This is a genomic window from Clostridioides sp. ES-W-0018-02 (assembly GCF_020658175.1).
GTDB lineage: Bacteria > Bacillota > Clostridia > Peptostreptococcales > Peptostreptococcaceae > Clostridioides.
Map to the genome: position 1 here is coordinate 108,514 of NZ_JACVVY010000001.1, position 23,834 is coordinate 132,347.

22 protein-coding genes and 1 other annotated feature (1 of these 23 running past the window's edge) are annotated in these 23,834 nt (G+C 29.1%); of the genes, 19 read left to right on the forward strand and 3 right to left on the reverse strand.

Annotated elements, in window-relative coordinates:
• Positions 1-201: a binding site (T-box leader), on the forward strand; it begins 58 nt to the left of the window's first position.
• 113 nt (positions 202-314) lie between these two features.
• The 10 genes from IC219_RS00540 to IC219_RS00585 all read left to right on the forward strand — a co-directional run bounded on the left by IC219_RS00540 (position 315) and on the right by IC219_RS00585 (position 11,326).
• Complete coding sequence (locus IC219_RS00540; protein WP_227432962.1) at positions 315-554, forward strand: ACT domain-containing protein; 240 nt, start codon at positions 315-317, stop codon at positions 552-554.
• A gap of 295 nt (positions 555-849) precedes the next feature.
• Complete coding sequence (gene ilvC, locus IC219_RS00545; RefSeq protein ID WP_255606542.1) at positions 850-1,869, forward strand: ketol-acid reductoisomerase; 1,020 nt, start codon at positions 850-852, stop codon at positions 1,867-1,869.
• A 50-nt stretch (positions 1,870-1,919) separates the two neighbouring features.
• The gene (gene ilvB / locus IC219_RS00550) at positions 1,920-3,608 is read left to right on the forward strand and encodes a biosynthetic-type acetolactate synthase large subunit (RefSeq protein WP_227824256.1); all 1,689 of its coding nucleotides are present in this window, start codon (positions 1,920-1,922) and stop codon (positions 3,606-3,608) included.
• Between the two features lie 220 nt (positions 3,609-3,828).
• On the forward strand, positions 3,829-4,506 hold the full coding sequence (locus tag IC219_RS00555) for a manganese catalase family protein (protein WP_227432965.1): 678 nt from the start codon (positions 3,829-3,831) through the stop codon (positions 4,504-4,506).
• 177 nt (positions 4,507-4,683) lie between these two features.
• Positions 4,684-6,720, forward strand: coding sequence for a thioredoxin domain-containing protein (locus IC219_RS00560; RefSeq protein WP_227831119.1), 2,037 nt, complete (start codon positions 4,684-4,686; stop codon positions 6,718-6,720).
• Positions 6,721-7,104: 384 nt separating this feature from the next.
• Positions 7,105-7,806, forward strand: coding sequence for a response regulator transcription factor (locus IC219_RS00565; RefSeq protein ID WP_227432970.1), 702 nt, complete (start codon positions 7,105-7,107; stop codon positions 7,804-7,806).
• Positions 7,807-7,813: 7 nt separating this feature from the next.
• Complete coding sequence (locus IC219_RS00570) at positions 7,814-8,731, forward strand: sensor histidine kinase (RefSeq protein WP_227831118.1); 918 nt, start codon at positions 7,814-7,816, stop codon at positions 8,729-8,731.
• Positions 8,732-8,888: 157 nt separating this feature from the next.
• Complete coding sequence (locus IC219_RS00575) at positions 8,889-9,812, forward strand: ABC transporter ATP-binding protein (RefSeq protein WP_227432974.1); 924 nt, start codon at positions 8,889-8,891, stop codon at positions 9,810-9,812.
• Positions 9,805-10,542 (forward strand): ABC transporter permease, encoded by a 738-nt coding sequence (locus tag IC219_RS00580; RefSeq protein WP_227432975.1) that lies wholly within the window; start codon positions 9,805-9,807, stop codon positions 10,540-10,542. The genes IC219_RS00575 and IC219_RS00580 overlap by 8 nt, the downstream gene beginning before the upstream one ends.
• Positions 10,543-10,552: 10 nt before the next feature.
• Positions 10,553-11,326: an ABC transporter permease gene (locus IC219_RS00585; protein ID WP_227482363.1), complete on the forward strand. Its 774-nt coding sequence runs from the start codon at positions 10,553-10,555 to the stop codon at positions 11,324-11,326.
• A 669-nt stretch (positions 11,327-11,995) separates the two neighbouring features.
• Here the strand turns inward: IC219_RS00585 and IC219_RS00590 are convergent.
• Positions 11,996-12,562, reverse strand: coding sequence for a MarR family winged helix-turn-helix transcriptional regulator (locus IC219_RS00590; RefSeq protein WP_227432977.1), 567 nt, complete (start codon positions 12,560-12,562; stop codon positions 11,996-11,998).
• A gap of 280 nt (positions 12,563-12,842) precedes the next feature.
• Here IC219_RS00590 and IC219_RS00595 point away from each other — a divergent pair, with 280 nt between their 5' ends.
• The 5 genes from IC219_RS00595 to IC219_RS00615 all read left to right on the forward strand — a co-directional run bounded on the left by IC219_RS00595 (position 12,843) and on the right by IC219_RS00615 (position 18,680).
• Positions 12,843-13,784 carry an alpha/beta hydrolase gene (locus IC219_RS00595; RefSeq protein WP_227432979.1) on the forward strand — a complete coding sequence of 314 codons (942 nt, stop codon included), beginning with the start codon at positions 12,843-12,845 and terminating at the stop codon, positions 13,782-13,784.
• 127 nt (positions 13,785-13,911) lie between these two features.
• Entirely contained in the window at positions 13,912-15,123 is a 1,212-nt protein-coding gene (locus IC219_RS00600) for a helix-turn-helix domain-containing protein (protein ID WP_227823760.1), read from the forward strand.
• 298 nt (positions 15,124-15,421) lie between these two features.
• Positions 15,422-16,219: a 3D domain-containing protein gene (locus tag IC219_RS00605; RefSeq protein ID WP_227482365.1), complete on the forward strand. Its 798-nt coding sequence runs from the start codon at positions 15,422-15,424 to the stop codon at positions 16,217-16,219.
• A gap of 110 nt (positions 16,220-16,329) precedes the next feature.
• A complete protein-coding gene (locus IC219_RS00610; protein ID WP_227432984.1) occupies positions 16,330-16,920 on the forward strand; it encodes an SGNH/GDSL hydrolase family protein in 591 nt (196 codons plus the stop codon).
• 62 nt (positions 16,921-16,982) lie between these two features.
• Complete coding sequence (locus IC219_RS00615) at positions 16,983-18,680, forward strand: phospho-sugar mutase (protein ID WP_227432985.1); 1,698 nt, start codon at positions 16,983-16,985, stop codon at positions 18,678-18,680.
• 295 nt (positions 18,681-18,975) lie between these two features.
• Here the strand turns inward: IC219_RS00615 and IC219_RS00620 are convergent, their stop codons facing one another.
• Both IC219_RS00620 and IC219_RS00625 read right to left on the reverse strand, forming a co-directional pair.
• The gene (locus IC219_RS00620; RefSeq protein WP_227432987.1) at positions 18,976-19,152 is read right to left on the reverse strand and encodes a hypothetical protein; all 177 of its coding nucleotides are present in this window, start codon (positions 19,150-19,152) and stop codon (positions 18,976-18,978) included.
• Between the two features lie 291 nt (positions 19,153-19,443).
• Positions 19,444-19,638 (reverse strand): DNA-directed RNA polymerase, encoded by a 195-nt coding sequence (locus tag IC219_RS00625; RefSeq protein WP_227432990.1) that lies wholly within the window; start codon positions 19,636-19,638, stop codon positions 19,444-19,446.
• Between the two features lie 626 nt (positions 19,639-20,264).
• Between IC219_RS00625 and IC219_RS00630 the strand changes: the two genes are divergently transcribed.
• From IC219_RS00630 to lsrF, 4 genes are all read left to right on the forward strand, one after another.
• Positions 20,265-21,104, forward strand: coding sequence for a YihY/virulence factor BrkB family protein (locus tag IC219_RS00630; RefSeq protein ID WP_227823762.1), 840 nt, complete (start codon positions 20,265-20,267; stop codon positions 21,102-21,104).
• 129 nt (positions 21,105-21,233) lie between these two features.
• Positions 21,234-21,854: a dihydroxyacetone kinase subunit DhaL gene (gene dhaL, locus IC219_RS00635; RefSeq protein WP_227831117.1), complete on the forward strand. Its 621-nt coding sequence runs from the start codon at positions 21,234-21,236 to the stop codon at positions 21,852-21,854.
• A gap of 55 nt (positions 21,855-21,909) precedes the next feature.
• Positions 21,910-22,911 (forward strand): dihydroxyacetone kinase subunit DhaK, encoded by a 1,002-nt coding sequence (locus IC219_RS00640; protein WP_227831116.1) that lies wholly within the window; start codon positions 21,910-21,912, stop codon positions 22,909-22,911.
• A gap of 23 nt (positions 22,912-22,934) precedes the next feature.
• Positions 22,935-23,819 (forward strand): 3-hydroxy-5-phosphonooxypentane-2,4-dione thiolase, encoded by an 885-nt coding sequence (lsrF, locus tag IC219_RS00645; RefSeq protein WP_227432997.1) that lies wholly within the window; start codon positions 22,935-22,937, stop codon positions 23,817-23,819.
• Positions 23,820-23,834 lie beyond the last annotated feature (15 nt).

A 23,834-nucleotide genomic window follows, 5' to 3' on the forward strand; every position in this document is an offset into this window, starting at 1 on the left:
GCTGAGAATTGGTGTTAACAGTAGTATAATGATCACTCTGGAGCTTTTGTACTGAATATATTTTAGTAAGTACAAACGTCTGCCAACGTTATATGGCTAAGGTTAAGGTAATCAATTACCCGACCTGAAAAAAGAGTGGTAGATATATTTTTTATATCTACAAATAAGGTGGTACCGCGGAATTTAACTTTCGTCCTTATAAGTAATATTTATATTGCTTATAAAGATGAAAGTTTTTTTATTTTGAGCGATATAAAAGATTAATCCATATAAAATTAATGAAAATAATAATAAAAAATAAGGAGGAGTTTTTTATGGAAAATACTGTATATGCTAAATTAAACCAAGGAATAGATTCTTTTTTAAGAGTGGCGATGACACTTAGAAGAAGAGAAGTTGATATACAATCAATAAGTATGACTGTAGATAATATGAATAATTCAGGTATAAAATTGATAGTAAATGAAGAAAAGACATCTCTAGATAGTGTCTTAAATCACATGAAGAAACTACATGATATAAGAGAAATAACTGTTGAACAAGTAAGACACTAATTAAATATGACTTATAAAAATTAAAAACTAGTATGAAGAAACTAATGTTTAAATAAAAACTAAAGAAAAATATTAGATGAGAAAAATTTTAGATTAAAAATACGATTATTATTGAAATTATAAACCTATTACAAATTCTAAAAACTGAAAATTATAAATATTAAGATTATTAAAACTATAAATATTGAGATTCTGAAGATTAAAATTCTATAAATTAGAAAATAAAGTTTGTTAAGTAGCATAGAATCAATGATAATGAGTATAAATTTCTAATAAAAATAAATATCACAAAATAATTGAGAGAAAATATTGGGAGGAAGTAAAGATGGCAAAGATGTATTATGAAAATGATGTAAATTTAGAGGTTTTAAAAAATAAAAAGGTTGCAGTTTTAGGATATGGAAGTCAAGGTCATGCACATGCACAAAACCTTAGAGATAATGGTGTGGATGTAGTGATAGGACTTTATGATGGAAGTAAGTCAGCGCAAAAAGCAAAGGAAGATGGATTTGAAGTAAAAAGTGTAGCAGAGGCTACGAGAGAAAGTGATTTAACAATGTTGTTAATGCCTGATGAAAAGCAAAAGAAAGTTTATGAAGAAAGCGTTAGAGATAATTTAAAAGAAGGTCAAACATTAGCATTTGCACATGGATTCAATATACACTATAATCAAGTACAACCACCAGAATTTGTTGATGTTGTAATGGTAGCTCCTAAAGGACCTGGTCACTTAGTTAGAAATGTATTTACTAAAGGAAGTGGAGTTCCAGCATTGTTTGCAGTATATCAAGATTACACTAAAAAAGCCACAGAGACAGTTTTGGCATATGCAAAAGGAATAGGAGCTACAAGAGCAGGTGTTTTAGAAACTACTTTTAAAGAAGAAACAGAAACTGACTTATTTGGAGAGCAATCAGTACTTTGTGGTGGTATAAGTGAACTTATAAAATTAGGATATAAGACACTTGTAGATGCAGGGTATCAAAAGGAAGTAGCATATTTTGAATGTCTACATGAAATGAAACTAATAGTTGACCTTATATATGAAGGTGGATTTGAAAGAATGAGATACAGCATAAGTGATACAGCAGAATATGGAGATTATGTATCTGGTAAAAGAGTAATAACTGATGCAGCAAAACAAGGTATGCAGGATGTATTAGAAGATATACAAAATGGAAAATTTGCTAAGGCATGGATTAAAGAAAATGAAGAAGGGCGTGAAAACTTCCTAAAAACTAGAGAAGCAGAATATGCTACAGAAATAGCTGAAGTTGGTAGAAATTTAAGAAGTATGATGTCATTCTTGAAATAAATATATTAAATGGATTAGTTTGAGGGAAAGAGTGGTGCATAGTAGTGCGTATGAACGGAGCAAAGGTAATTTTAGAATGTTTAAAGAAAGAGGGAGTTGACACAATATTTGGATATCCTGGTGGAGCAGTAATACCTCTTTATGATGCTCTATATGATTATACAGATTATTTTAAACATATAAGGACTTCACATGAACAAGGTTTGGTTCATGCAGCAGATGGATATGCAAGAAGCACTAATACAGTGGGGGTTTGTTTTACAACATCTGGACCAGGAGCAACGAATGCTATAACTGGTATAGCAACAGCCTTTATGGATTCTTCTCCTATGGTTGTAATTTCAGGTCAAGTTCCAACTAGTTTATTGGGGAAAGATTCTTTTCAAGAAATTGATATAACTGGAGCAACCTTATCTATGACAAAGCACAATTATCTAGTTAGAAATACTAAAGAGTTAGTACCTACAATAAAAGAAGCTTTTAAAGTTGCAAACTCAGGTAGAAAAGGACCTGTACTTGTGGATGTTCCAAAGGATTTGTTTTTAGCAGAAATGGATTTTAATGATGAGGACTATGGTTTATGTCAAATAGATGAGTATATGGATTATAAGGATGATTTTGACTTAGATGATGAAAACAACTTTAAACTTTTAAAAGATGCAGTGGAGATGATAAAAGAGTCTAAAAAACCTATAATCTATGCTGGTGGAGGTGTTAAATCATCCAATAGTGAAGAAGTTCTTGTAAAATTTGCAACTAAGATAGATACACCTATATTAAATACACTTATGGGACTTGGAAATATAGATAGAAAAAATGAATTATCTCTTGGAATGGTTGGAATGCATGGAAGTAGAGAAAGTAACTTAGCACTTTCTAATTCAGATTTAGTGATAGCGATAGGTGCAAGATTTAGTGATAGAGTAATAAGTAAAAGTTCTGAATTTGCTAAAAATGCAAAAGTAATACACATAGATATAGACCCATCTGAAATAAGTAAAAATATAAAGTCCAATATATCTTTAGTTGGAGATGTAAAGATGGTTCTTAGTCTACTACTAGAAAGAGTTGAAGGTAAGGACAATAGCAATTGGAAAGAGGAAATAAAGACCTTTAGAAAAGGTGAGGGTGTAGAGGAAAAAGAGTTTCATCCACAGAATATACTTAGAAAAATAAACGAAAAATACGAGCAATTGGCAAATCCAACTGTAGTTGTTACTGATGTTGGCCAGCACCAAATGTGGTCTGCAAAGTATTGGGATTTTAAAGGAAATAAAAGTTTTATAACATCAGCAGGTCTAGGAACTATGGGATTTGGTCTAGGAGCAGCTATTGGAACTAAAGTTGGTAATTTAGATAAAAATGTAGTTTTAGTTACTGGTGATGGAAGCTTTAGAATGAATTGTAATGAGTTAGCTACAGTTGCAAATTATAATGTACCTATGCTTATTTTATTGCTTAATAATAGAACTCTAGGAATGGTAAGACAATGGCAGAAATTATTTTCTAATCAAAGATACTCTCAAACTGATATTAATGAAAATGTAGACTATGTTAAGCTTGTAAATGCTTATAATATAGATGGATATAAAGCATGTGATATGGAAGGATTAGAAAGAATTTTGGATGCAATAGATTTTAATAAACCTGTGTTTTTACAATGTGATATAGATAAAGACTATGATGTTTATCCTATTGTAGCTCCTAATGATGCATTAGAAAATTTGATATGTAACTAAAAATTGATACTGAATATTGATAAAGTTTTTTATTAAACTTTTATTGATATTCAGTTTTTTATTTTACAATAATCTCAAGTATAGATTAATATTTTTTAGTTTTATAATAATTTAATTCATGTATGATAAAGTATTGATTAAATATTAATGATGGAATTTAGAATAATAATGTAACTTAAGTAAATAATAATTCTGAATAATAATTTACGGAGGTATTTATATGTTTAAGCATGATAAAGCTTTATTAAAAGAAGTAAAAGTAGAAAGACCAAACCCTCAATATGCCGTTTTGATGCAAGAACAGTTAGGTGGTGGAAATGGAGAATTAAAAGCAGCAATGCAATATTTAGCTCAAAGCTTTAGAATAAAAGACCCTCAAATAAAAGATTTATTTCTTGATATAGCAGCAGAAGAACTTAGTCATATGGAAATGGTAGGTCAAACTATAAATTTATTAAATGGGCATGATGTTGATTACAAAGCAGTTGATACAGGGGAAATCGAAACTCATGTTTTAACTGGATTATCACCAGTATTAATAAATTCATCAGGAGCTCCATGGACTGCTGATTATGTTACAGTTACAGGTGATTTAGTAGCTGATTTACTTTCAAATATAGCTTCTGAACAAAGAGCAAAGGTAGTTTATGAGCATCTATATAGACAAATTGATGATAAATATGTAAAAGAAACAATTGATTTTTTACTTAATAGAGAAGAAGCACATAATGCTTTATTTAGAGATGCTTTAAACAAGGTTAAAGATACAGGTTCAAACAAGGATTTTGGAGTTACAGAAGATTCTAAGCTATACTTCGATTTATCAACTCCAGGACCAAATCATGATACTAAGATAGATATCAATCCTCCTTCTTTTGAAAAACCTTTAAAGAAATAGCTTGATATTTCTTGTATTGTTTTGTTTTGGTAGGTATTTTAAAAATTATTTGCCTAGAGGAATTAAGTAGATAAAAACTTAAATATATACAGTTAAAAATGGGTATATGCTTATTATAAGTGTATATCTATTTTTTTATTGCAAAACATATAACAAAATAATAAATGAGGTGGTATTATGGCAACGAATAAAAAACCTAATAATTTAATAAGTGAGAAATCTCCATATCTTCTGCAACATGCATATAATCCCATAAATTGGCATAGTTGGAACGACGAAACTTTTAAAAAGGCAAAGGAAGAAGATAAACCGATATTTTTAAGTATTGGATATTCAACTTGCCACTGGTGTCATGTTATGGAAAATGAATCTTTTGAAGATGAAGAAGTTGCTGAAATAATGAACAAAAACTTTATAGCAATAAAAGTAGACAAGGAAGAAAGACCAGATATAGATAGTGTGTATATGACAGTTTGTCAAGCAATGACAGGTAGTGGTGGATGGCCAATGACTATAATAATGACTCCTGATAAAAAACCTTTTTTTGCAGGAACTTATTTTCCAAAATACTCAAGATATAATAGACCAGGTGTTATAGATTTATTGGAAAATGTATCTGACAAATGGAATACAAATAAGGATATGCTTATAAAATCTGGAAATGAAATAGTAGAGGCTCTTAAAGATGATTTTGGAGTGAAAAATACAGATGGTGATTTATCAAAAGATATGTTGAGTTCATCAGTTAGAATATTTAAAACTATTTATGATGATAAATATGGTGGTTTTGGTAATGCACCTAAGTTTCCAAGTCCTCAAAATCTTATGTTTTTGATGAAATACTATAGTATAGAAAAAGATGAAGATGTATTAAAAATGGTGGAAAAAACTTTAGATGGAATGTACAGAGGAGGTCTATTTGACCATATTGGATTTGGTTTTTCAAGATATTCCACTGATAAAAAATGGTTAGCACCTCATTTTGAAAAGATGCTATATGACAATGCTATGCTTACAGTTGCATATTTAGATGCATACAAGATAACCAAGAAAGAGTTATATAAAGAAATTGCTATAAAAACTATAGATTATGTAATTAGAGAGATGCAAGATAAAGAAGGTGGATTTTATTCAGCACAAGATGCAGATAGTGAGGGCGAGGAAGGTAAATTTTATACATTTAATCCACTTGAAATAATTGATATATTAGGTGAAGAAGATGGAAAATTCTTTAATGATTATTTTGATATAACTAGTAGTGGAAATTTTGAGGGGAAAAGTATTCCTAATCTCATAGAAAATAAAGAATATGATAAGTATAATGAAAGAATAGCTAATTTGAGTAAAAAGGTATTTGAATATAGGAGAGAAAGAACTTCTTTGCATAAAGATGATAAAATTCTGACATCATGGAATGCATTGATGGTAGTAGCTTTAGCAAAGGCTTATAAAACTCTAAAAATGGATAGATATTTAGAGTATTCAAATAAGTGTATTGATTTTATAAATAGTAATCTTGTGAATAAAGCAGGTAGATTATTAGCTAGATATAGAGATGGTAGTGCTGATTATTTAGCATATTTGGATGATTATGCATTTTTAATATGGGCATATATAGAACTTTATGAATCAACATTTGATATAAAGTATTTAGAAGAGGCATTAAAATTAAATGAAAGTTGTATTGAGCTTTTTTGGGACTATGAAAAAAGTGGATTTTACCTATATGGTAAAGATAGTGAAAATTTAATAGCAAGACCAAAAGACTTGTATGATGGAGCTATTCCATCAGGTAATTCTGTACAATTATATAATCTTATAAGACTTGCAAAAACTACTGGTGACAATAAACTTGAAGAATTGTCATACAAGCAATTAAAGCTTTATTCAGATAGTGTAAAAAATTCACCAACAGGATATAGTTTTTATATGCTTTCATTAATGTATGAACTTTATCCTACAAAAGAAATCATATGTATTTTAAAGGAAAACTCTGATTTAATTGGTTTTAAGACTTTAGTAAGTGAAAATTTTTTACCAAATTCAACTTTTTTAGTAAAAAAATACAATGAAGAAAATACTAAGATAGATTTTTTAAATAATTATAGATTAAAAAACGACAAAACTACTTATTATGTATGTCAAAATAATAGTTGTAGTCAACCATTTAATGATTTACAAAAGCTAAATGATATAATTTTTATGAGAGACTAATTATAATGTTGAAAGAACTCAGTATTGATATTTGATACTGAGTTCTTTTTGCAATAGTTATTCACCTAGTTACATTTTACTGTTCTCCTTTCTTTTTAGGGATATTTACGTAGTTCTTATTATTAGGCAAAATAAATCATGGTATTCGCACTCCATTTCTTGATTTTATTTGGTTCTCCATATATAATATATGCTGATATATTATAACGAAAGAACCATTTGAATATGGAATATATGTCTTGCCCCTAAGTGACGATAAAATGGGGCATTTCTGAAAGATGGTGCAAAATATACTGGAATTTTCAAAAATTGATTATATGTGGCTAATACTAAAAGACTCTAAAAAGTCGTATAGTAGAACAAAGAGGAGAAAGGAGCTATAATATGAATAATGTTGTGATTATAGACGATGACAAAGAGCTTTGTGCTCTTATGAAAAAATGTGTAGAGCAAGAAAATTTATCTGCTATTATTGCACATGGAGGTGTGGAGGGATTACGCCTGACTGATGAAAACAAAAATAGCTGCTCTCTTGTGATTTTGGATGTAATGATGCCAGACATAGATGGGTTTCAAGTTCTGAAAAAAATTAGGGAAACAAGTAATGTCCCAGTACTTATGCTTACCGCTAAAAGTGACGAGAATGATAAAGTTTCTGGGTTGCGTCTAGGTGCTGACGATTATCTAACAAAGCCATTCTGCATAAATGAGCTTATGGCTCGTATCAATTCTCTTATTCGCCGTTATACTATGTTAAACCCTACTTTTGTAACAGATACAGATTGCATAATAATAAAAGGCATGGTTATTGACAGAACAAATCGCGTTGTTTCCGTTGACAATATTCCTGTTCAGCTTACAAGCAAAGAATTTGATTTACTTTCTTTTCTGGCTTCTAATAAAGGACGAGTGTTTACCAAAAAACAGATTTATATGCAAGTGTGGGGAGAAGAATATGCTTTTGACGATAGTAATATTATGTCTTTTATCAGTAAATTACGGAAAAAGATTGAAGCAGACCCTGGACATCCATTTTATATTTTGACAGTCCGAGGTGTTGGCTATCGTTTTAATAAGGAGGCATAACCTAAATATGAATGTTTATCTGCTTTTTGCATTTGCTCTTGCTTTAATTATTATAGTGTATCTCGTTTCTATTTTGTGGCGTGTCCGAACACAGCTTGCACTTATAAAATATGCTTTAGAAGATATAAAAAACGGGAACCTTAACCGACGTGTTTTAACAAGGAAGAGTGATATAACAAGACAAATTTGCTATGATATTAACAAAATTGCAATCAACAGTCAATCACAGCTTATCCAGCAGAAACAATCGGAACAAGCATACAAACAGCTAATGACAAGTCTTTCCCATGATGTAAAAACTCCACTTGCTTCTTTGGTTGGTTATTTGGAGGCAATCGAAACTGATATTGTTGTAGGAGAAGAAAAGGACGAATATATACATGTTGCGTATAATAAAGCCCAACACTTAAAACATTTTGTAGAAAATCTATTTGAATGGGTGAAATTGGATTCTAGGGAACAGATTTTTCATTTTGAACTTTTCGATTTGAATGAATTATCTCGTAATATTATAGCTGATTGGGTTCCTATTTTAGAAAAATGCCATTTTGAATATGAAATTGATATACCTGAAACTGAGTATGTTATGCACATAGATGTAAACGCATATACCCGCATTCTTAATAATCTATTACAAAATATCATTAGGCATAGTGATGGAGATAAAGTAACACTACATATTTTTGAAAATGAACAGCAAGTCAAAATTGTAGTAGAAGATAACGGGAAAGGAATATCTTCTGATAATCTCCCACATATCTTTGAAAGAATGTATCAATGTGACCATTCTAGGTCATCAAAAGGTAATGGCTTAGGATTGGCGATTGTAAAAGAACTTATCAATGTTCACAAAGGAACGATTACCGCCAACAGCACCATTAATATGGGGACTATATTTACAATATTGCTTCCGAAAGCTCTGTAAAATGCAGGGCTTTCTTTCTGCTAAAACAAGATAAAAGCAAGGTTTTAGCAAGGTTTTGGCAAGGTTTATGTTGTATACTTCTAATTGTGATTGTTTCTGATATTCTATCAGTTATCACATGACAAAAGTAGTTTTATGGAAAGTGAGGAAATTTTATATGAATGATTTTGTGATTGAAACAAAACATCTGACAAAAGTTTATGGAGAACAGGAAGTGGTTAGCAAAGTCAATCTCCATATTAAAAAAGGTCAAATTTATGGTTTGTTAGGACGCAATGGAGCTGGTAAAACCACGATTATGAAAATGATTTTAGGACTGACGCCTATCACTTCTGGCGAAGTAACTGTATTCGGAAAAAATATCAAAGGTAGAGAAAAACAAATATATCCCCGTATTGGCGCAATTATTGAAACACCAGGATTTTATCCAAATTTAACTGGAACAGAAAATCTTGAAATTTTTGCGAAGCTGCGCGGCACAGCCAGCCCACACGCAGTTGAAAACGCATTGAAAATAGTAGGATTGCATTATAAAGACAAAAAGCTGTTTGGTAAGTATTCACTTGGAATGAAACAGCGTCTGGGAATTGCAAATGCTATTTTACATGACCCAGAAGTGCTGATTTTGGATGAACCTACAAACGGTCTTGACCCTATTGGCATTGCTGAAATGAGAGATTTTATTAAACATTTAAGTGTTGAGTGCGGAAAAACGATTCTTATTTCAAGTCATATTCTTTCGGAAATTTCATTATTGGCTGATGATATTGGAATCATCAACAATGGTGTCCTCTTGGAAGAAAGCAGCATGAGCCAACTAGAAAAGAAAAATCGTAAATATATACTGCTGCAAGTGTCAGATACTCCAAAAGCTTTACTGATTTTAGAGCGTCAATTCAACTTAAAAGATTATTCTGTTCAAGACAGCCATAGCTTACGTATTTACGACACTAATCTGAATATGGGTGAAATAAATAAAGCCCTTGTTATGCAGAATGTTACTGTAACTAGTTCGGGGATTTGTAATGATACTTTAGAGGACTATTTCAAAAAAATTACAGGAGGAGAAGGCATTGCTTAAATTTATTCAAACAGAATTTCTTAAACTGCGCCGCAAGAAACTTATTTGGTTAATGTTGTTAGCTACTCTCATTATGCCATTTTTCGCACTATTATATTTCAAGCATTTGGGAGAAACTGATGTTGACCCAATACAATTTTATAAATGGTCTGCGTTCAGTTATACTATTTTTATTATTTTGCCTGTCGTTTTGGGAATGCTTTGTACGATACTTATGCGCGAAGAAAATCAGTATGATATACTCAAACAACTTTTGATTGTGCCTATAAGCAAAATGGGATACTTTTTCAGTAAATTTTTTGTGGTTTTGATTTACTCTATTTGTTTCATGCTGATTACAGCCATTGCTTCTATTATATTCAGTATACTTCCTGGATATGTCGTATTTGAATGGGGAAGCGTTTTATATTTACTGAAAAAATGTTTGGAATTTGGTGTTATTATTGCTTTTGTAATGCTACCAATTTTAGCAATCGCTGTGTCGCAAAAAGGATACATTCTCCCAACTTGTATAACATTGGTGTATGCCTTTTCTGGTTTTATCTTAATGACAGTAAATATGTATTTACACCCGTTATCCAGTATGGCAGTTATCGTTATGCGAAATAAAGATATTCCAGGTCTTGTATATACACAGGCAATTAACATTCCACTTGCATTTCTTTGTATTTGCATTTGGGATATTGTTTCAATAGTACTTGTAAATATAGCATTAAGAAAAAGAAAGTGAGGTATGAATCATGCAAAAATTACTTTGGGCTGAAAGCCAAAAGCTTCGCCGTTCAAAGGTTGTTTGGATTGCAGTTTTTGCAATAGTTATGGTAGCTACTATGATTTTTGCAGGAGGACAAGGTGTGCATGATGGACCAGATTTACATTATGGATTAAAAACTGTATATGAGGGCTCTCGGTATATAGACAATGCAGGGTGGTATATGGACGAAGTTCAACCCTGGGCAACTTTTTTTGTTCTTCCAGCAGTCATTGCCCTTTTAGGGAGTTATATGATTTGTCGTGAAGAAGATGATGATACCATAAAATCTCTGCGCCTAATTCCTGTAAATGAAGCAAAATTAACCATTGCAAAAATGATTGTTACTTTTGCATTTAGCATACTCCTTTATTTGTTGCTCTTTGCCATAACATTTTTGACTGAAGTTATTTTACATCTTTCCGATTTATCAGTAGAACTGATTTTAAGTTCTTTGAAAGAATATTTTTTAGGTGGTGTAGGTGTATTCCTTGCAATTTCACCCATTATCGCGCTGGTCTCACGTATGAAAAAAGGGTATTGGCTTGCGTTAGTATTTACTGAAATTTATTCTGTTACTGGACTATTTGCGAGTATGTCAAATACTCTAAAAACCTTTTATCCTATTTCAGCTATATTTAACTTTTCTGGTTACCACATAACCACTGTAGGAAAAATAATGGGGAGTACTATAATATTGTTGCTGTGCATCTGTCTTTCTGCCTTTATACTGAAAGGGCTAAAACATAGTGAAGAAAATTGAAATAGGTAATATCAAAATGAAGAAGATGAAAAAGCTGATTATGCTTATTGTATTTCTATTGCTCTTTGATATGCTACACTGTTATATCGAATGGAAATTCAACAATGACTCACCTAAAGGGATAATAGAACTAATAGATGAGTGGACTGACCAGATTGGTCTGCATCATGTGATGGGTGTATTTTTTTATTCGAAAATGCAACTGGAATCATTTCTGTGTGGCGACTAAGAGTGAAAAGTAGAAATTCCTATCAATTCTCTCCCTTTCAGGCTGGAAGTAGAGTGAGAAATGATGAAGCCATTTGAAATTTCAGACAATCATAGAAAACCAGTTTGGTTACATCTATAGATAATTCATCTATGTATTTTAATGTAAGAATAAGCTTATAATGTTTGAGAATCTTATCTAAGCAACTTACTATAATCTGATTTTCATAATCTCGCATGATTTCAAGTTCAATGACCTTAATACAGTCAACAAAAGACTATAAAAGTTATTCAAATTTATAAAAGGATAAATAGATTTAACGGCGATTTTGCAAAAACTAAAGTCGCCGTTTTCATGTTTTGATTTATATTATACAAATATCTATATTTCAAACCTCCATCTTTAATCTCATGAGCATTTAAAAATATTGTGATATTATAGATAGCTTTTTCATTATAATATTAATCTTTTTTATTTACTTTATTTCTTCTTCTTGAGAATTCTTTAAGTGCTTCAGCTTTAATTTTATCAAGTTCTTCATCCTCCATAAAATTAGCATCGTCTTCAAATCCATCTTGTTCTTCGCCATTAAAACGATACATTTTTTTTAGTAAACTCCACAAGGTTTCTAATTCGTCTTGAGTAAACTCATGAAATACATCTGCCATAAAATTTATTCCAACTCTACTACATTTAATCATGACTTGTTTTCCTAAATCGGTAACCTTTACATTAATTGCTCTTTTATCATTTGGGCTTGGAACTACCTGAACATATTCATTTTTTTCAAGGTTAGCAACTATTCTATTTATATTTTGTTTACTTGTACCCATTTTTCGTGCAATATTATTTAATGTTGTTTCTTCTTCTGGTAAGTGAAGAATAGATAAAATAGTCATATATTGTCTTGAAGTAAGTACATCAAAATACTTATCGCCTTCTATTTGTATTTTGTTTGTAAGAGTAAAAAGAGTTGCATATGTTTGATTCATTAGAAACAATTCTTTCAATTCATTTGAATAATCCATAAAATATCTCCTTTGTATTTAGATACTATTTTGACGAAAACAGAATATCACGAATTGAATATAATGTCAATATGATGTCCAAGTATAGTTAAATGTTCTCTCTAAATAATTAATATTCAATAACTAAATTATTATATAGTTATTTAGAGCAACACTTGTATAGCAATTTATGCTAATAATTAATAAGTAAGAAACTTATATAGAACGTTTTGACTTGAAAATTGTAGTAATATAGTATATAAGTTAATATGTTGAATAAATTCAGGCTGGAGGAGTAATTATGAAGTGTACAAATTTTACTTTCAAGGGAAAAGAAGATTTAGATATATATACATATAAATGGGAAGATGAAAGTATAGAAAACCCAAAGGCAATTGTACAAATTGCCCATGGAATGGCAGAAACTGCACAACGGTATGAAGTTTTTGCTAAAGAGCTTACTAAAAATGGATATATAGTATATATAAATGACCATAGAGGACATGGAAAAACCGCAAAGACAGTAGAGAATGTTGGGCATCTAGCTGAAAAAGAAGGTTTTAGATGCCTTGTAGAAGATATGAATACTTTAACAAGTATTATAAAAAAGGAAAATAAAGATTTGCCAATTTATTTATTTGGGCATAGTATGGGGTCATTTGCGAGTCAAAGATACATAATGGATTACAGTGATAATTTATCTGGTCTTATATTATGTGGTTCAAATGGAAAACAAGGTATTATTCTAAATTTTGCTCATCTAATAATTAATCATGAGATTAAAAAGTATGGAAGAAATTCTCGAAGCAATAAAATAAATGATTTAATATTTGGTGGAGAAAGCATAAGAAGAAATAAAAATACTAAATTTGATTGGTTAAGTAGAGATAAAGAACAAGTTGAAAAATATATAAATGACCCATTTTGTGGGGTGGTATGTACTTGTGGCTTTTTTTATGATTTAGTGCAAGGATTAAAAGAAATAGAGGATAAAGAAAACTTAAAAAAGATACCACTTGATATTCCTATTTATATAATATCTGGAGATAAAGACCCTATAGGTAAAAATGGTAAGGGTGTCTTAAGGCTAAGGGATAGATATATAAAATTAGGAGTAAAAGATGTAACATGTAAACTCTATAAAGATGGAAGACATGAATTATTGAATGAGATAAATAAAGAGGAAGTTTTTGAGGATGTTATTTGTTGGTTAAATGAAAAATGGGAATTTTGTAGTCAATGAAATAAGCTTTTAACTTATAATTTAACCAATAGTTAAATTATAGGTTTTTTGTTAACTTTACCTCAATTTACTAATAAATGCTTTTTTAATATACTTAAATTAAGAGATATACATTAAGGAGGTATATATGCGAATTAAAATAGGTGAAGTCATACAAACATTGAGAAAAGAAAAAAGTTTAACACAAGAACAATTAGCAAAGTTTATAGGAGTGTCAACACCAGCAGTATCTAAATGGGAAAGTGGAAATTCCTATCCAGATATAGAACTATTGCCAGTATTAGCAGATTTTTTTAATGTATCTGTTGATAAACTTTTAAACTATAAAGTAGATTTAAGTGAAGAAGAAGTAATGAAAGTCTATAAAGAACTAGAAGCAACTCTTGCTAAAGTAGAAATTGATTTATTAATAGAGGAACCATTAGAAGAATTTAAAGAAGATTTAGAATCTGTAGAAAGACTTGCTAATATGTATATGGAGAAATATCCTCAAAGTTATCTGCTAAAGTTAAAAATAAGTTCGCTATACCAAATGTATTCATATAAATTTGGTAAAGATAAATTCAATAGTAAAATTAAAGAAACAACAAATATTCTTGAAGATATAGTTAGAAATACAGATGATATTCAGATTAAAGAAACAGCGCTTCTTATTTTATCAAATGCATATTATATGTTAGACGATTACGAAAAGGCAGAATTATATTTAAATATGATACATAAAGCAATAGGAGACACAAGTGTTAATTTAGCTATGATATATTTAAGTCAGAATAGATTAGATGAAGCAGAAACATTACTTCAAAATAAATTATTTAGCGATGTATTTAATGCAACTCTGGATTGTAAAGGATTAATTAATGTATGTAAAAATAAATATAAAGAATTAAAGAAAGAATTAGATGATGGAAGCTATAACAAAAAAACAACAGAAAAAGAAATGGAATATATAAAAAATAAATCATTAGGATATGCAAATATATCTTTAGAAATAAAGAAGAAATTTAGTGAAAATAGAGGTGCTTTTTTTGGAATATACATGGACTACATAGAGTTGTCTTTAAATTTCTTATTTTTTAATATGAAAGAAGAAGCTAAAGAAGCTTTATATGGTTTAAATGAAATATTAGAAAAATATCATCTACATGAAAGTTCAGATACAAGTCAAATGATGTTTTTTGATAAAGTAAAATCTAGAAATTCATATACTTTTAATGTATATACTAATCTACTTATCATGTTTAATGATAATAGTTTTAATGAATTAAGAGAAGAACCAATTTTTGAATCTATAATTAAAAAGGTTTCAGAATTGGAGAAAATGTTAAAAGATAAATAAATGTTTAGTGTGACGAACTGAAATTAGTAAATAAAAAGCTGGAAATCAGGATACTTAATAAAGTAAATACCTTGTTTCTAGCTTTTTATTTGCATGAAATAAGTTATCAAACATAGAGATTTAATTTGTATGAAATAAGTCATTAACCGTAGAATATAAAAAAATTATGAATAAAACAAATTTAGAAGTTACAAAAAAGTTACATAAATTTAGAAAGTTATAATATACATATATAATATAAGATTAAAACTGTAATAAATAAGTTAATTTAAAATTTGAACATGAAAGGGGAAATATTATGGAGAAAAGAGAAAAGAAAATAATAATATCATCTTTATTAAGTGTATCAATTTTAATGAGTTTAGTAAGTATATATTCTATATTAAATAAAGAAGAGATAAGTCTAACTGTTAAAGGCCAAGAACAAAAAGTGTCTTCATTTAAAAAGACAGTTGAAGAACTTTTGGATGAACAGGGAGTGAAATACAATTCTGAAGATAAAATTAATCCAAGTTTGAATACAGAATTAAAGGATAACATGAAAATCAAGGTTGTTAAAGTAACTAAAAATCAAAAAGAAGAATTTGAAAAAATACCATTTGACACAAAACATGTGAATGATAGCAATTTAGTAAAAGGAAAATCTAAAGTCTATCAGGAGGGAATAGAGGGAGAGAAAAAACTAGTCTATAATTTAACTTACCATGATGGAAAGCTAGTCAAAAAAGTCTTATCAAAAGAAGTGATTTCTAAAGAACCAACTACAAAAATTATAAAAAATGGAACTAAAGAAAAAGTATTAATTGCATCAAGAGGAGCAAATACAAGAGGAGGAAAACATATGAGAGTAGTTGCTACTGCATATGCAGGAGATACTATAACATCTACTGGTACAACACCAAGATGGGGGGTAATTGCAGTTGACCCAAATATAATACCATATGGAACAAAAGTATATATACCTAGGTTAGGTATGACATTTGTTGCAGAAGACTGTGGAGGTGCAATTAAAGGGAACAGAATAGATATATTTATGAATAGTGAAGGAAAAGCATCTAATTGGGGGAGACAGAGTCTAGATGTATATGTGTATTAATTTAGTGAATATAATAACTTTACTTAGAAGGAAAAAAAGTATAAAATATGAATTAATTAAACTGTTAGATTATTCTTAAAACAGAAAAAACATAGCTAAGGGGGGATAAGATGAAAATAGTCTGCTTAGGAGACAGTTTAACATATGGATTTGGAGTATCACGAAGTAATTCATGGACAAACATTGTGAGTCAGGAGACTGGTTTAGAAATAATAAATAAGGGTATAAATGGTGATACAACAAGTGGTATGTTAGTTAGATTTAATGAAGATGTTTTACAGAATTCTCCCGATATGGTTTTTATAATGGGTGGTACTAATGATTTTATTGCTGGAGCAGGAAATGAAGTTATTAATTCTAATATAATGGCTATGGTACATCAAGCATATGCAAAAAATATTATACCAATAATAGGTATACCACTGAGACCAGATATTCCAAATGTTAGGGAAGATTGGAGTAGCTTTACGGATTTTAATACAGTATCAAAAAAGTTAGAGTCATATAATTATTGGATAAAAAAATTTAGTGTGACATTTAATACTGATTTTGTAGATTTTTATTCTGAATATAATAAGAGTATGGAAAAAGAAGGATATAAAAAATTATATTTTGATGGATTACATCCAACTAAGGAAGGTCATAGAATAATTGCAAATATTTTTATTAAGTCAATTAATAAGTATATAGAAGAGTCATAATTATATAAAAAAGGTTTATCTATGCAATTATAATAAATGGATAAAATAGGGAGGATTTTATTATGGATTATACTAAAACTTATGAAGAATGGGTAAAGAGTTCATATTTTGATGAAGATACAAAACTAGAATTAGATAAAATAAAAGATAATGAAAAAGAGATAGAAGATAGATTTTATAAAGATTTAGAATTTGGAACGGCTGGTCTTAGAGGTGTAATTGAAGCAGGAACTAATAGAATTAACAAATATACAGTTAGAAGAGCTACTTTTGGATTGGCAAACTATATACTAGAAAATACTACAGAGGAAGAAAAAAATAGGGGCGTAGTAATAGCTCATGATAATAGACATAAATCTAGAGAATTTTGTATAGAATCTGCAAATACATTAGCAGCGTGTGGTATAAAGGCATATATATTTGATAGTTTAAGAACTACTCCAGAATTGTCCTTTGCTGTTAGAAATCTAAATGCAATAGCAGGGATAGTTATAACAGCTAGCCATAATCCACCTGAATACAATGGATACAAAGTATACTGGGAAGATGGGGCACAAGTTATGCCAGATATTGCAAATGCAATAACAGAAAAAGTAAATAGCATACATGATTATAGTATAATACCAACTTTAAATGAAGCTAATAAAAATTTAGTAGTCTTATTGGACGAAACACAGGATACTGAATTTATAGAAGCTGTAAAAAGTCAAGTTATAAGAAAAGATTTAGTAAAAAGCGTAGGTAAAAATTTTAAAATAGTTTATACACCTCTTTGTGGAACTGGCAATATTCCAATAAGAAGAGCATTAAAAGAAGTAGGATTTGAAAACATATTAGTGGTTCCAGAAGAAGAAAATCCAGACCCAAATTTTGCAGGGCTTGACTACCCAAATCCAGAAGAGAAAAAAGCTTTAAACAGAGGAATATTGCTTGCAAAAGAAAAAGGAGCAGACCTTGTAATAGCAACTGACCCAGATTGTGATAGAGTAGGTGTAGCTGTAAGAACCACTACAGGGGAATATGTATTACTTACAGGGAATCAAATTGGTGGAATGTTGACACACTATATAATAGAAGGCTTAAAAGAAAATAATCAATTAAAAGAAAATCCTACAATGATAAAAACTATAGTTACATCAGAATTTGGAGCGGATATAGCAAAAGAAAATAATGTTGATGTACTAAATGTTCTTACAGGTTTTAAATTTATTGGTGAAAAAATAAAATTATTTGAAGAAAATAAAGATAGAAATTATGTATTTGGATATGAAGAAAGTTATGGTTATTTAGTTGGAACTCATGCAAGAGATAAAGACGGTGTTGTTTCATCATTATTAATATCTGAAATGGCAGCATTTTACTATTCAAAAGGCATGAGCTTATATGAAGGCTTAATAGAACTATATAAGAAATATGGATTCTTTAAAGAACAGACTATATCTTTAACTTTAAAAGGTATAGAAGGTGTGGAAAAAATAAAAGAGATAATATCTTATTTTAGAGAAAATCAAATTGATTGTATAAATAATATAAAGGTAATTGATAAAAAAGACTACAAAAATGGTGTAGATAATCTCCCTAAATCTGATGTTTTAAAATATTTCTTGGAAGATGAGTCTTGGGTAGCTATAAGACCATCTGGGACAGAGCCAAAGCTGAAATTTTATATAGCTGTAAAAGGAACTAGTGATGCTGAAGCAGATGAAAAGCTTAGAGGTTTAAAAGAATATATAGATATTATGGTATCAAAATTAAAATAAAATAGACTAAATTGCTACATAAAAGAATAGTAAATAAGTATTAAAGATGCAATTTTATTTGTATTTAAATAAAAGCATTATAAAAAACTGGTTGACATTTAACTGAAAGTTAGCCAGTTTTTTAATTAAAAAGTATTTTACGAAAACTATTATTTTAATTATTTGTTTTGACAGCTTTTGTTATATTTGTAATAAATGATTTATTAAATTTTATACAACAGTATATTTTCTTAGTATGTAAACTTTAAAGACATTTGTTTTGAAAATAGATTTATTTTTCATACTTACTACTAATCTATCTCAGTCTTGTATAATAATATAAAAATAAAACAATATATACTATAGGTAATAAGAGTAATACTTTTAAATCAAGGTCAAAAGTATTAGTATAAAATGCAAATATGAGTGCTAATAATACAATTATTAAGTTTGGGATTGTTTGAAAGAATGCTTGTTTTGCTCTTTTATTCATTGTATTTCCTCCTTGTAAATATTAATATTTTAAAATGTTTTTCATAAAATAATCAGTAACTTATATTTGATTTTCTTAATCAAAGTATAACAAGAGAATAAGAATAAAGAGTTACTAAAATATTACAATAAGAAATAAAGAAACAAAAAAGTTAAGTATAAATATATGGAATAAATTATAATATATATCTGTATTTAATCTACCTTAATACCTTATGAAGTTATCTATATATAGAAAAAGCACCTATAATTAAAAGGTGCTTTTCTTATTTATACAATTTATATTGTGTCTTTATCCTATTTGTTTTATTAAAGCTTTTGCAGATTTAATCTTTGATTTTTCATTAGTTTTTTCTAATAAGTCTAAAGCACAATTAGTACAAATATTTACTTCATTACAACTATCTTTTTCAGAGTAAGTTATATACTTATTTTTAGATTTGTCTATCTTGTCTCCGCAATAATTACATATTATAAAGTTACTCATATTTTAAGACCTCCGTTTTATTTATTTTTGAATATAAAAATATTATTTAAATAGAATTTGCATTAACAATTAATGTAAAATTTGTATAATTCTGAAAATTAACTTGTTAAAATTATAGCAAATTTGCAACTTTACTTTTAATTATAATGTATTTTATTCAAAAGATAAACATTATAACCATAAATACTTAACTTTTATTACATATTTCTTAAATTATAAGCATAAGATTAATATTGATTTGATATAATCAATAATTGTTTAAGAAGAAAATATAATAAATTTAAAAGTTATCCTGCTAATACTAGTTTGTTTAATATTTTTATTTGTTGTTACTTTAAAAAACCTTTTTGTGTTGTCAATTCAATTAGAAAATACATCTCGAATTTTATCCTTTTAAATTAATACCACTAGAAGCTTGTATATAATCATAATTATAGTCCAATAATATATATTTAATTCAAGATTATACTTTTTATTTTCAGTGATTAAAAAATTAAAATATTAGTAGAATTATTATTTTCAGCTTTTATTTACTTTATTTTTGTTTAAATAATTATATTATGGTATGAATCTGAGTATAATTAATATTGTATAATGAAATTAATATTAGAGAAAAGGGGATATTTATGTTTGGGATAGATAAGAAATTAATTGAATATATAGTAGCAAAATCTAATTATAGTGAGTTAAGTTCAAAATCAGCAGAAGTATCTTTTTTCTTAATGTTGTCTATATTTCCTTTTTTAATATTTACAATAAGTTCTATAGCATATATACCAGTTCTTCATTTAAATAAATATATAGCCTTATTTAGAAACATGATGCCAGAGAGTGCTTTTGATGTATTATCTTCAATTATAGTTTCTGCAATAGACAATAGAAGTTTAAATTTTTTAGCTGTCAGTTTTGTACTTACGATGTGGACATCTTCAAGGGCAGTAAAAGCACTTATTAAAGGAATGAATAGAGCTTATAAAGTTAAAGAAACTAGGTCTTTTTTTAAAATCTTATCTATATCATTTTTATTTACGATTATGCTTTTGGTATTGATTTTTTTATCTATGATATTTTTGGTTTATGGAGAGAAGATAGGTTATTTTATTTTTAACTTTATAGGATTAGATGAGATATTCATAAAAATATGGGATATTCTAAGATACACTGTAGGTATTGCAACAATAATAGTAATATTTACATTTTTGTATAAGTATACACCTAATAAGAGTTTGACTATGAAAGAATCTGCTCCAGGTGCTATTTTTGCTACGTTTGCTTGGTTTGTAGTATCATTTTTCTATTCTTATTATACAAACTATTATGCTAACTATGAAGTAATCTATGGAAGCATAGCTGAAATAATTGTACTTATGACATGGATATATTTTAGTAGTTGGGTTATTGTTGTAGGTTATGAATTAAATTCAAGATTGTATTTTAGAAAGATAAGAAATGAAATGTTAAAGTAAAATATTAAAATAAAAATTGGTATTTGATATTGCAAATGTAAATTTTGTAAAAACGTTTTCTAAAAATAATTTACATTTGTTATTACATATGATAATATTGAGTTAAGATATTGGTAAGGAGATGATTCAATGTTGTCGACAGTTACATGGAGAAAAATGCTAATAAGTGCAGCAGAAATATTAAAAGAAAATAAGATATATTTATGTGAATTAGATGGTATAGTTGGAGATGGTGACCATGGAGTTACTATAGACAGAATAGCTGATTGTATGAGAAAAAGGGCTCTAGAAGAGCATGATGATGATAGTATAAAATCAATTAATGAAGATTTGAGTACTTTATGTATGAATGTAAATGGAGGGTCAGCAGGACCTTTATGGGGAACTATATTTGAGGGAATGGCTGAAGGAATAGAAGATAAAAAAGAACTTAAAATAGAAGAAGTAAAAGATATGTTTATTGAAGCAAGAGAAAATTTATCTCTTATTTCTACTGCTAAAGTAGGTCAAAAAACACTAGTAGATGCATTATACCCAGCAATAGATGCTATGCATACTATTGAAAGTGACAACATAAAAGATGTTTTTAAAGTGGGTTATGAGAAAGCAGTAGAAGGCGCAGAAAGCACTAAAACTTACATAGCAAAATTTGGACGAGCAAAAAGTATAGGGGAAAGAAGTTTAGGGCATATGGACCCAGGCGCTGTTTCTATATCATTAATGTTTAAAGGTTTATATGACGCATTATAAAAGAGATTAACACAGCAATTAATCAATATAACAAATTTAATAGGGGGAATTTATCATGTCAATGAAAAAATTTATTAACCAACCAGAAGATTTAACTAGAGAAGTTTTAGAAGGTTTAGAACTTTCAAATTCGGAGTTACTAAGAGTTACAGATTCAAATTTAGTGATAAACAAAAAGTTGGAAGAAGAAGACAGAGTAACAATAGTTACTTTAGGAGGAGCAGGTCATGAACCAGCTTTGAGTGGATTTGTTGGAGATGGAATGGTTGATATAGCTGTAGTCGGAGATGTATTTGCCGCTCCAGGACCAAATTCTTGTTTAGAGGCTATAAAGATGGCAGACAAAGGGAAAGGTGTATTATTTGTAGTTCTTAATCATGCAGGAGATATGTTGACAGGAAACCTTGTTATGAAACAAGTTAAAAAAGAAGGATTAAATGTTAGAAAAGTTGTTACTCAAGAAGATATAGCAAATGCACCGAGAGAAAATAGTGATGATAGAAGAGGATTGGTTGGATGTATACCTTTATATAAAATAGCTGCAGGGGCTGCTAAAGAAGGAAAATCTTTAGATGAAGTTGCAGAAATAGCACAAAAATTTGCTGATAATATGGCAACTATAGCTGTTGCATGTAAAGGAGCAACTCATCCATCTACAGGTATGGTAATTTCTGAACTTGGAGAAAATGAGATGGAAATAGGAATGGGGCAACATGGAGAAGGTGGAGGTGGACGTATGGAAATGAAGTCTGCTGATGAAACTGCTGGAATAATGACACAAGCTTTAATAAAGGATTTGGATATCGAAGATGGTGAAAAAGTAATGTTAGTAGTTAATGGTTCAGGAGCTACTACTTTAATGGAAATGTTAATAGTTTATAGAAAGTGCCATAGAATATTACAAGAAAAAAATATAGAAATAGTTTCAAATTGTGTTGGAGAACTTTTGACTACTCAAGAAACAGCTGGATTCCAACTATTTATAGCTAGAATGGATGATGAATTATTGAGATACTTCAATTCACCATGTAATACGCCTTACTTTAAAAAGAATTAGACTAAATTAAAGGGAGATAAAAAATGGCAGATAAAGATGGAATAATATTACCAAAAGATTATGGAATAGGGATAAAACCACCTCAACAAAGTTTTTATTTAAAAGGAATGGACAATGTAGATTGGGGAATGAAAAATAGATTATCAAAGATATTTAATCCTAAAACAGGAAAATCATTGATGTTAGCTTTTGACCATGGATATATAATGGGTCCTACTCAAGGATTAGAAAGATTAGACCTTTCAATACCTGAACTTATAGAAGATGCAGATTGTCTTATGGCTACAAGGGGAGCTTTAAGAACGTGTATAAATCCCACTCAAGATAAAGCTATAGCACTTAGATGTTCGGCTGGTAGTTCCGTACTCAGAGAGGATATGAGTAGAGAGGTTATAGGAGTTGATATAGAAGATGCTATAAGAATGAATGCATCATGCCTAGCTATACAGACATTTATGGGGGCTGAAGGTGAGTGTAAGGCTATAGAAAATTTAGTCAAAACAATAGATATGGGAAATAGATATTCAATACCAGTTTTGGGTGTCGTTGCAGTAGGTAAAGAGATGGAAAGAACTGCAAAATATTTTCTATTAGCCACTAGGATGTTAGCTGAATTTGGAGCAAGTATAGTAAAGACTTATTATTGTGAGGATTTTGAGAAAATAACATCTGCTTGTCCAGTTCCAATAGTTATAGCAGGAGGGAAAAAAGTTCCAGAAAAAGAAGCGTTAGAAATGGCTTATAGAGCTATAAATGAAGGAGCAGCAGGAGTTGATATGGGAAGAAATGTATTCCAATCAGAAAATCCAAAAGCTATGATAAAGGCAATAAAGGCTGTAGTTCATGAAAACAATACTCCAGAACAAGCATACAAGTTATTTGAAGAATTAAAAGAAGAGTATAAGTAGTATAAGTTTAATATA

Bases quoted from the DNA above. Each gene is read 5' to 3' on its own strand.
- IC219_RS00565 (WP_227432970.1), top strand. From the start codon at position 7,105: ATGAATAATGTTGTGATTATAGACGATGACAAAGAGCTTTGTGCTCTT.
- IC219_RS00560 (WP_227831119.1), top strand. From the start codon at position 4,684: ATGGCAACGAATAAAAAACCTAATAATTTAATAAGTGAGAAATCTCCA.
- IC219_RS00600 (WP_227823760.1), top strand. From the start codon at position 13,912: ATGCGAATTAAAATAGGTGAAGTCATACAAACATTGAGAAAAGAAAAA.
- dhaL (WP_227831117.1), top strand. From the start codon at position 21,234: ATGTTGTCGACAGTTACATGGAGAAAAATGCTAATAAGTGCAGCAGAA.
- ilvB (WP_227824256.1), top strand. From the start codon at position 1,920: ATGAACGGAGCAAAGGTAATTTTAGAATGTTTAAAGAAAGAGGGAGTT.
- IC219_RS00595 (WP_227432979.1), top strand. From the start codon at position 12,843: ATGAAGTGTACAAATTTTACTTTCAAGGGAAAAGAAGATTTAGATATA.
- IC219_RS00620 (WP_227432987.1), bottom strand. From the start codon at position 19,152: ATGAATAAAAGAGCAAAACAAGCATTCTTTCAAACAATCCCAAACTTA.
- IC219_RS00585 (WP_227482363.1), top strand. From the start codon at position 10,553: ATGCAAAAATTACTTTGGGCTGAAAGCCAAAAGCTTCGCCGTTCAAAG.
- IC219_RS00590 (WP_227432977.1), bottom strand. From the start codon at position 12,562: ATGGATTATTCAAATGAATTGAAAGAATTGTTTCTAATGAATCAAACA.
- lsrF (WP_227432997.1), top strand. From the start codon at position 22,935: ATGGCAGATAAAGATGGAATAATATTACCAAAAGATTATGGAATAGGG.
- IC219_RS00575 (WP_227432974.1), top strand. From the start codon at position 8,889: ATGAATGATTTTGTGATTGAAACAAAACATCTGACAAAAGTTTATGGA.
- IC219_RS00630 (WP_227823762.1), top strand. From the start codon at position 20,265: ATGTTTGGGATAGATAAGAAATTAATTGAATATATAGTAGCAAAATCT.
- IC219_RS00610 (WP_227432984.1), top strand. From the start codon at position 16,330: ATGAAAATAGTCTGCTTAGGAGACAGTTTAACATATGGATTTGGAGTA.
- IC219_RS00640 (WP_227831116.1), top strand. From the start codon at position 21,910: ATGTCAATGAAAAAATTTATTAACCAACCAGAAGATTTAACTAGAGAA.
- IC219_RS00615 (WP_227432985.1), top strand. From the start codon at position 16,983: ATGGATTATACTAAAACTTATGAAGAATGGGTAAAGAGTTCATATTTT.
- IC219_RS00555 (WP_227432965.1), top strand. From the start codon at position 3,829: ATGTTTAAGCATGATAAAGCTTTATTAAAAGAAGTAAAAGTAGAAAGA.
- IC219_RS00605 (WP_227482365.1), top strand. From the start codon at position 15,422: ATGGAGAAAAGAGAAAAGAAAATAATAATATCATCTTTATTAAGTGTA.
- IC219_RS00540 (WP_227432962.1), top strand. From the start codon at position 315: ATGGAAAATACTGTATATGCTAAATTAAACCAAGGAATAGATTCTTTT.
- IC219_RS00625 (WP_227432990.1), bottom strand. From the start codon at position 19,638: ATGAGTAACTTTATAATATGTAATTATTGCGGAGACAAGATAGACAAA.
- IC219_RS00570 (WP_227831118.1), top strand. From the start codon at position 7,814: ATGAATGTTTATCTGCTTTTTGCATTTGCTCTTGCTTTAATTATTATA.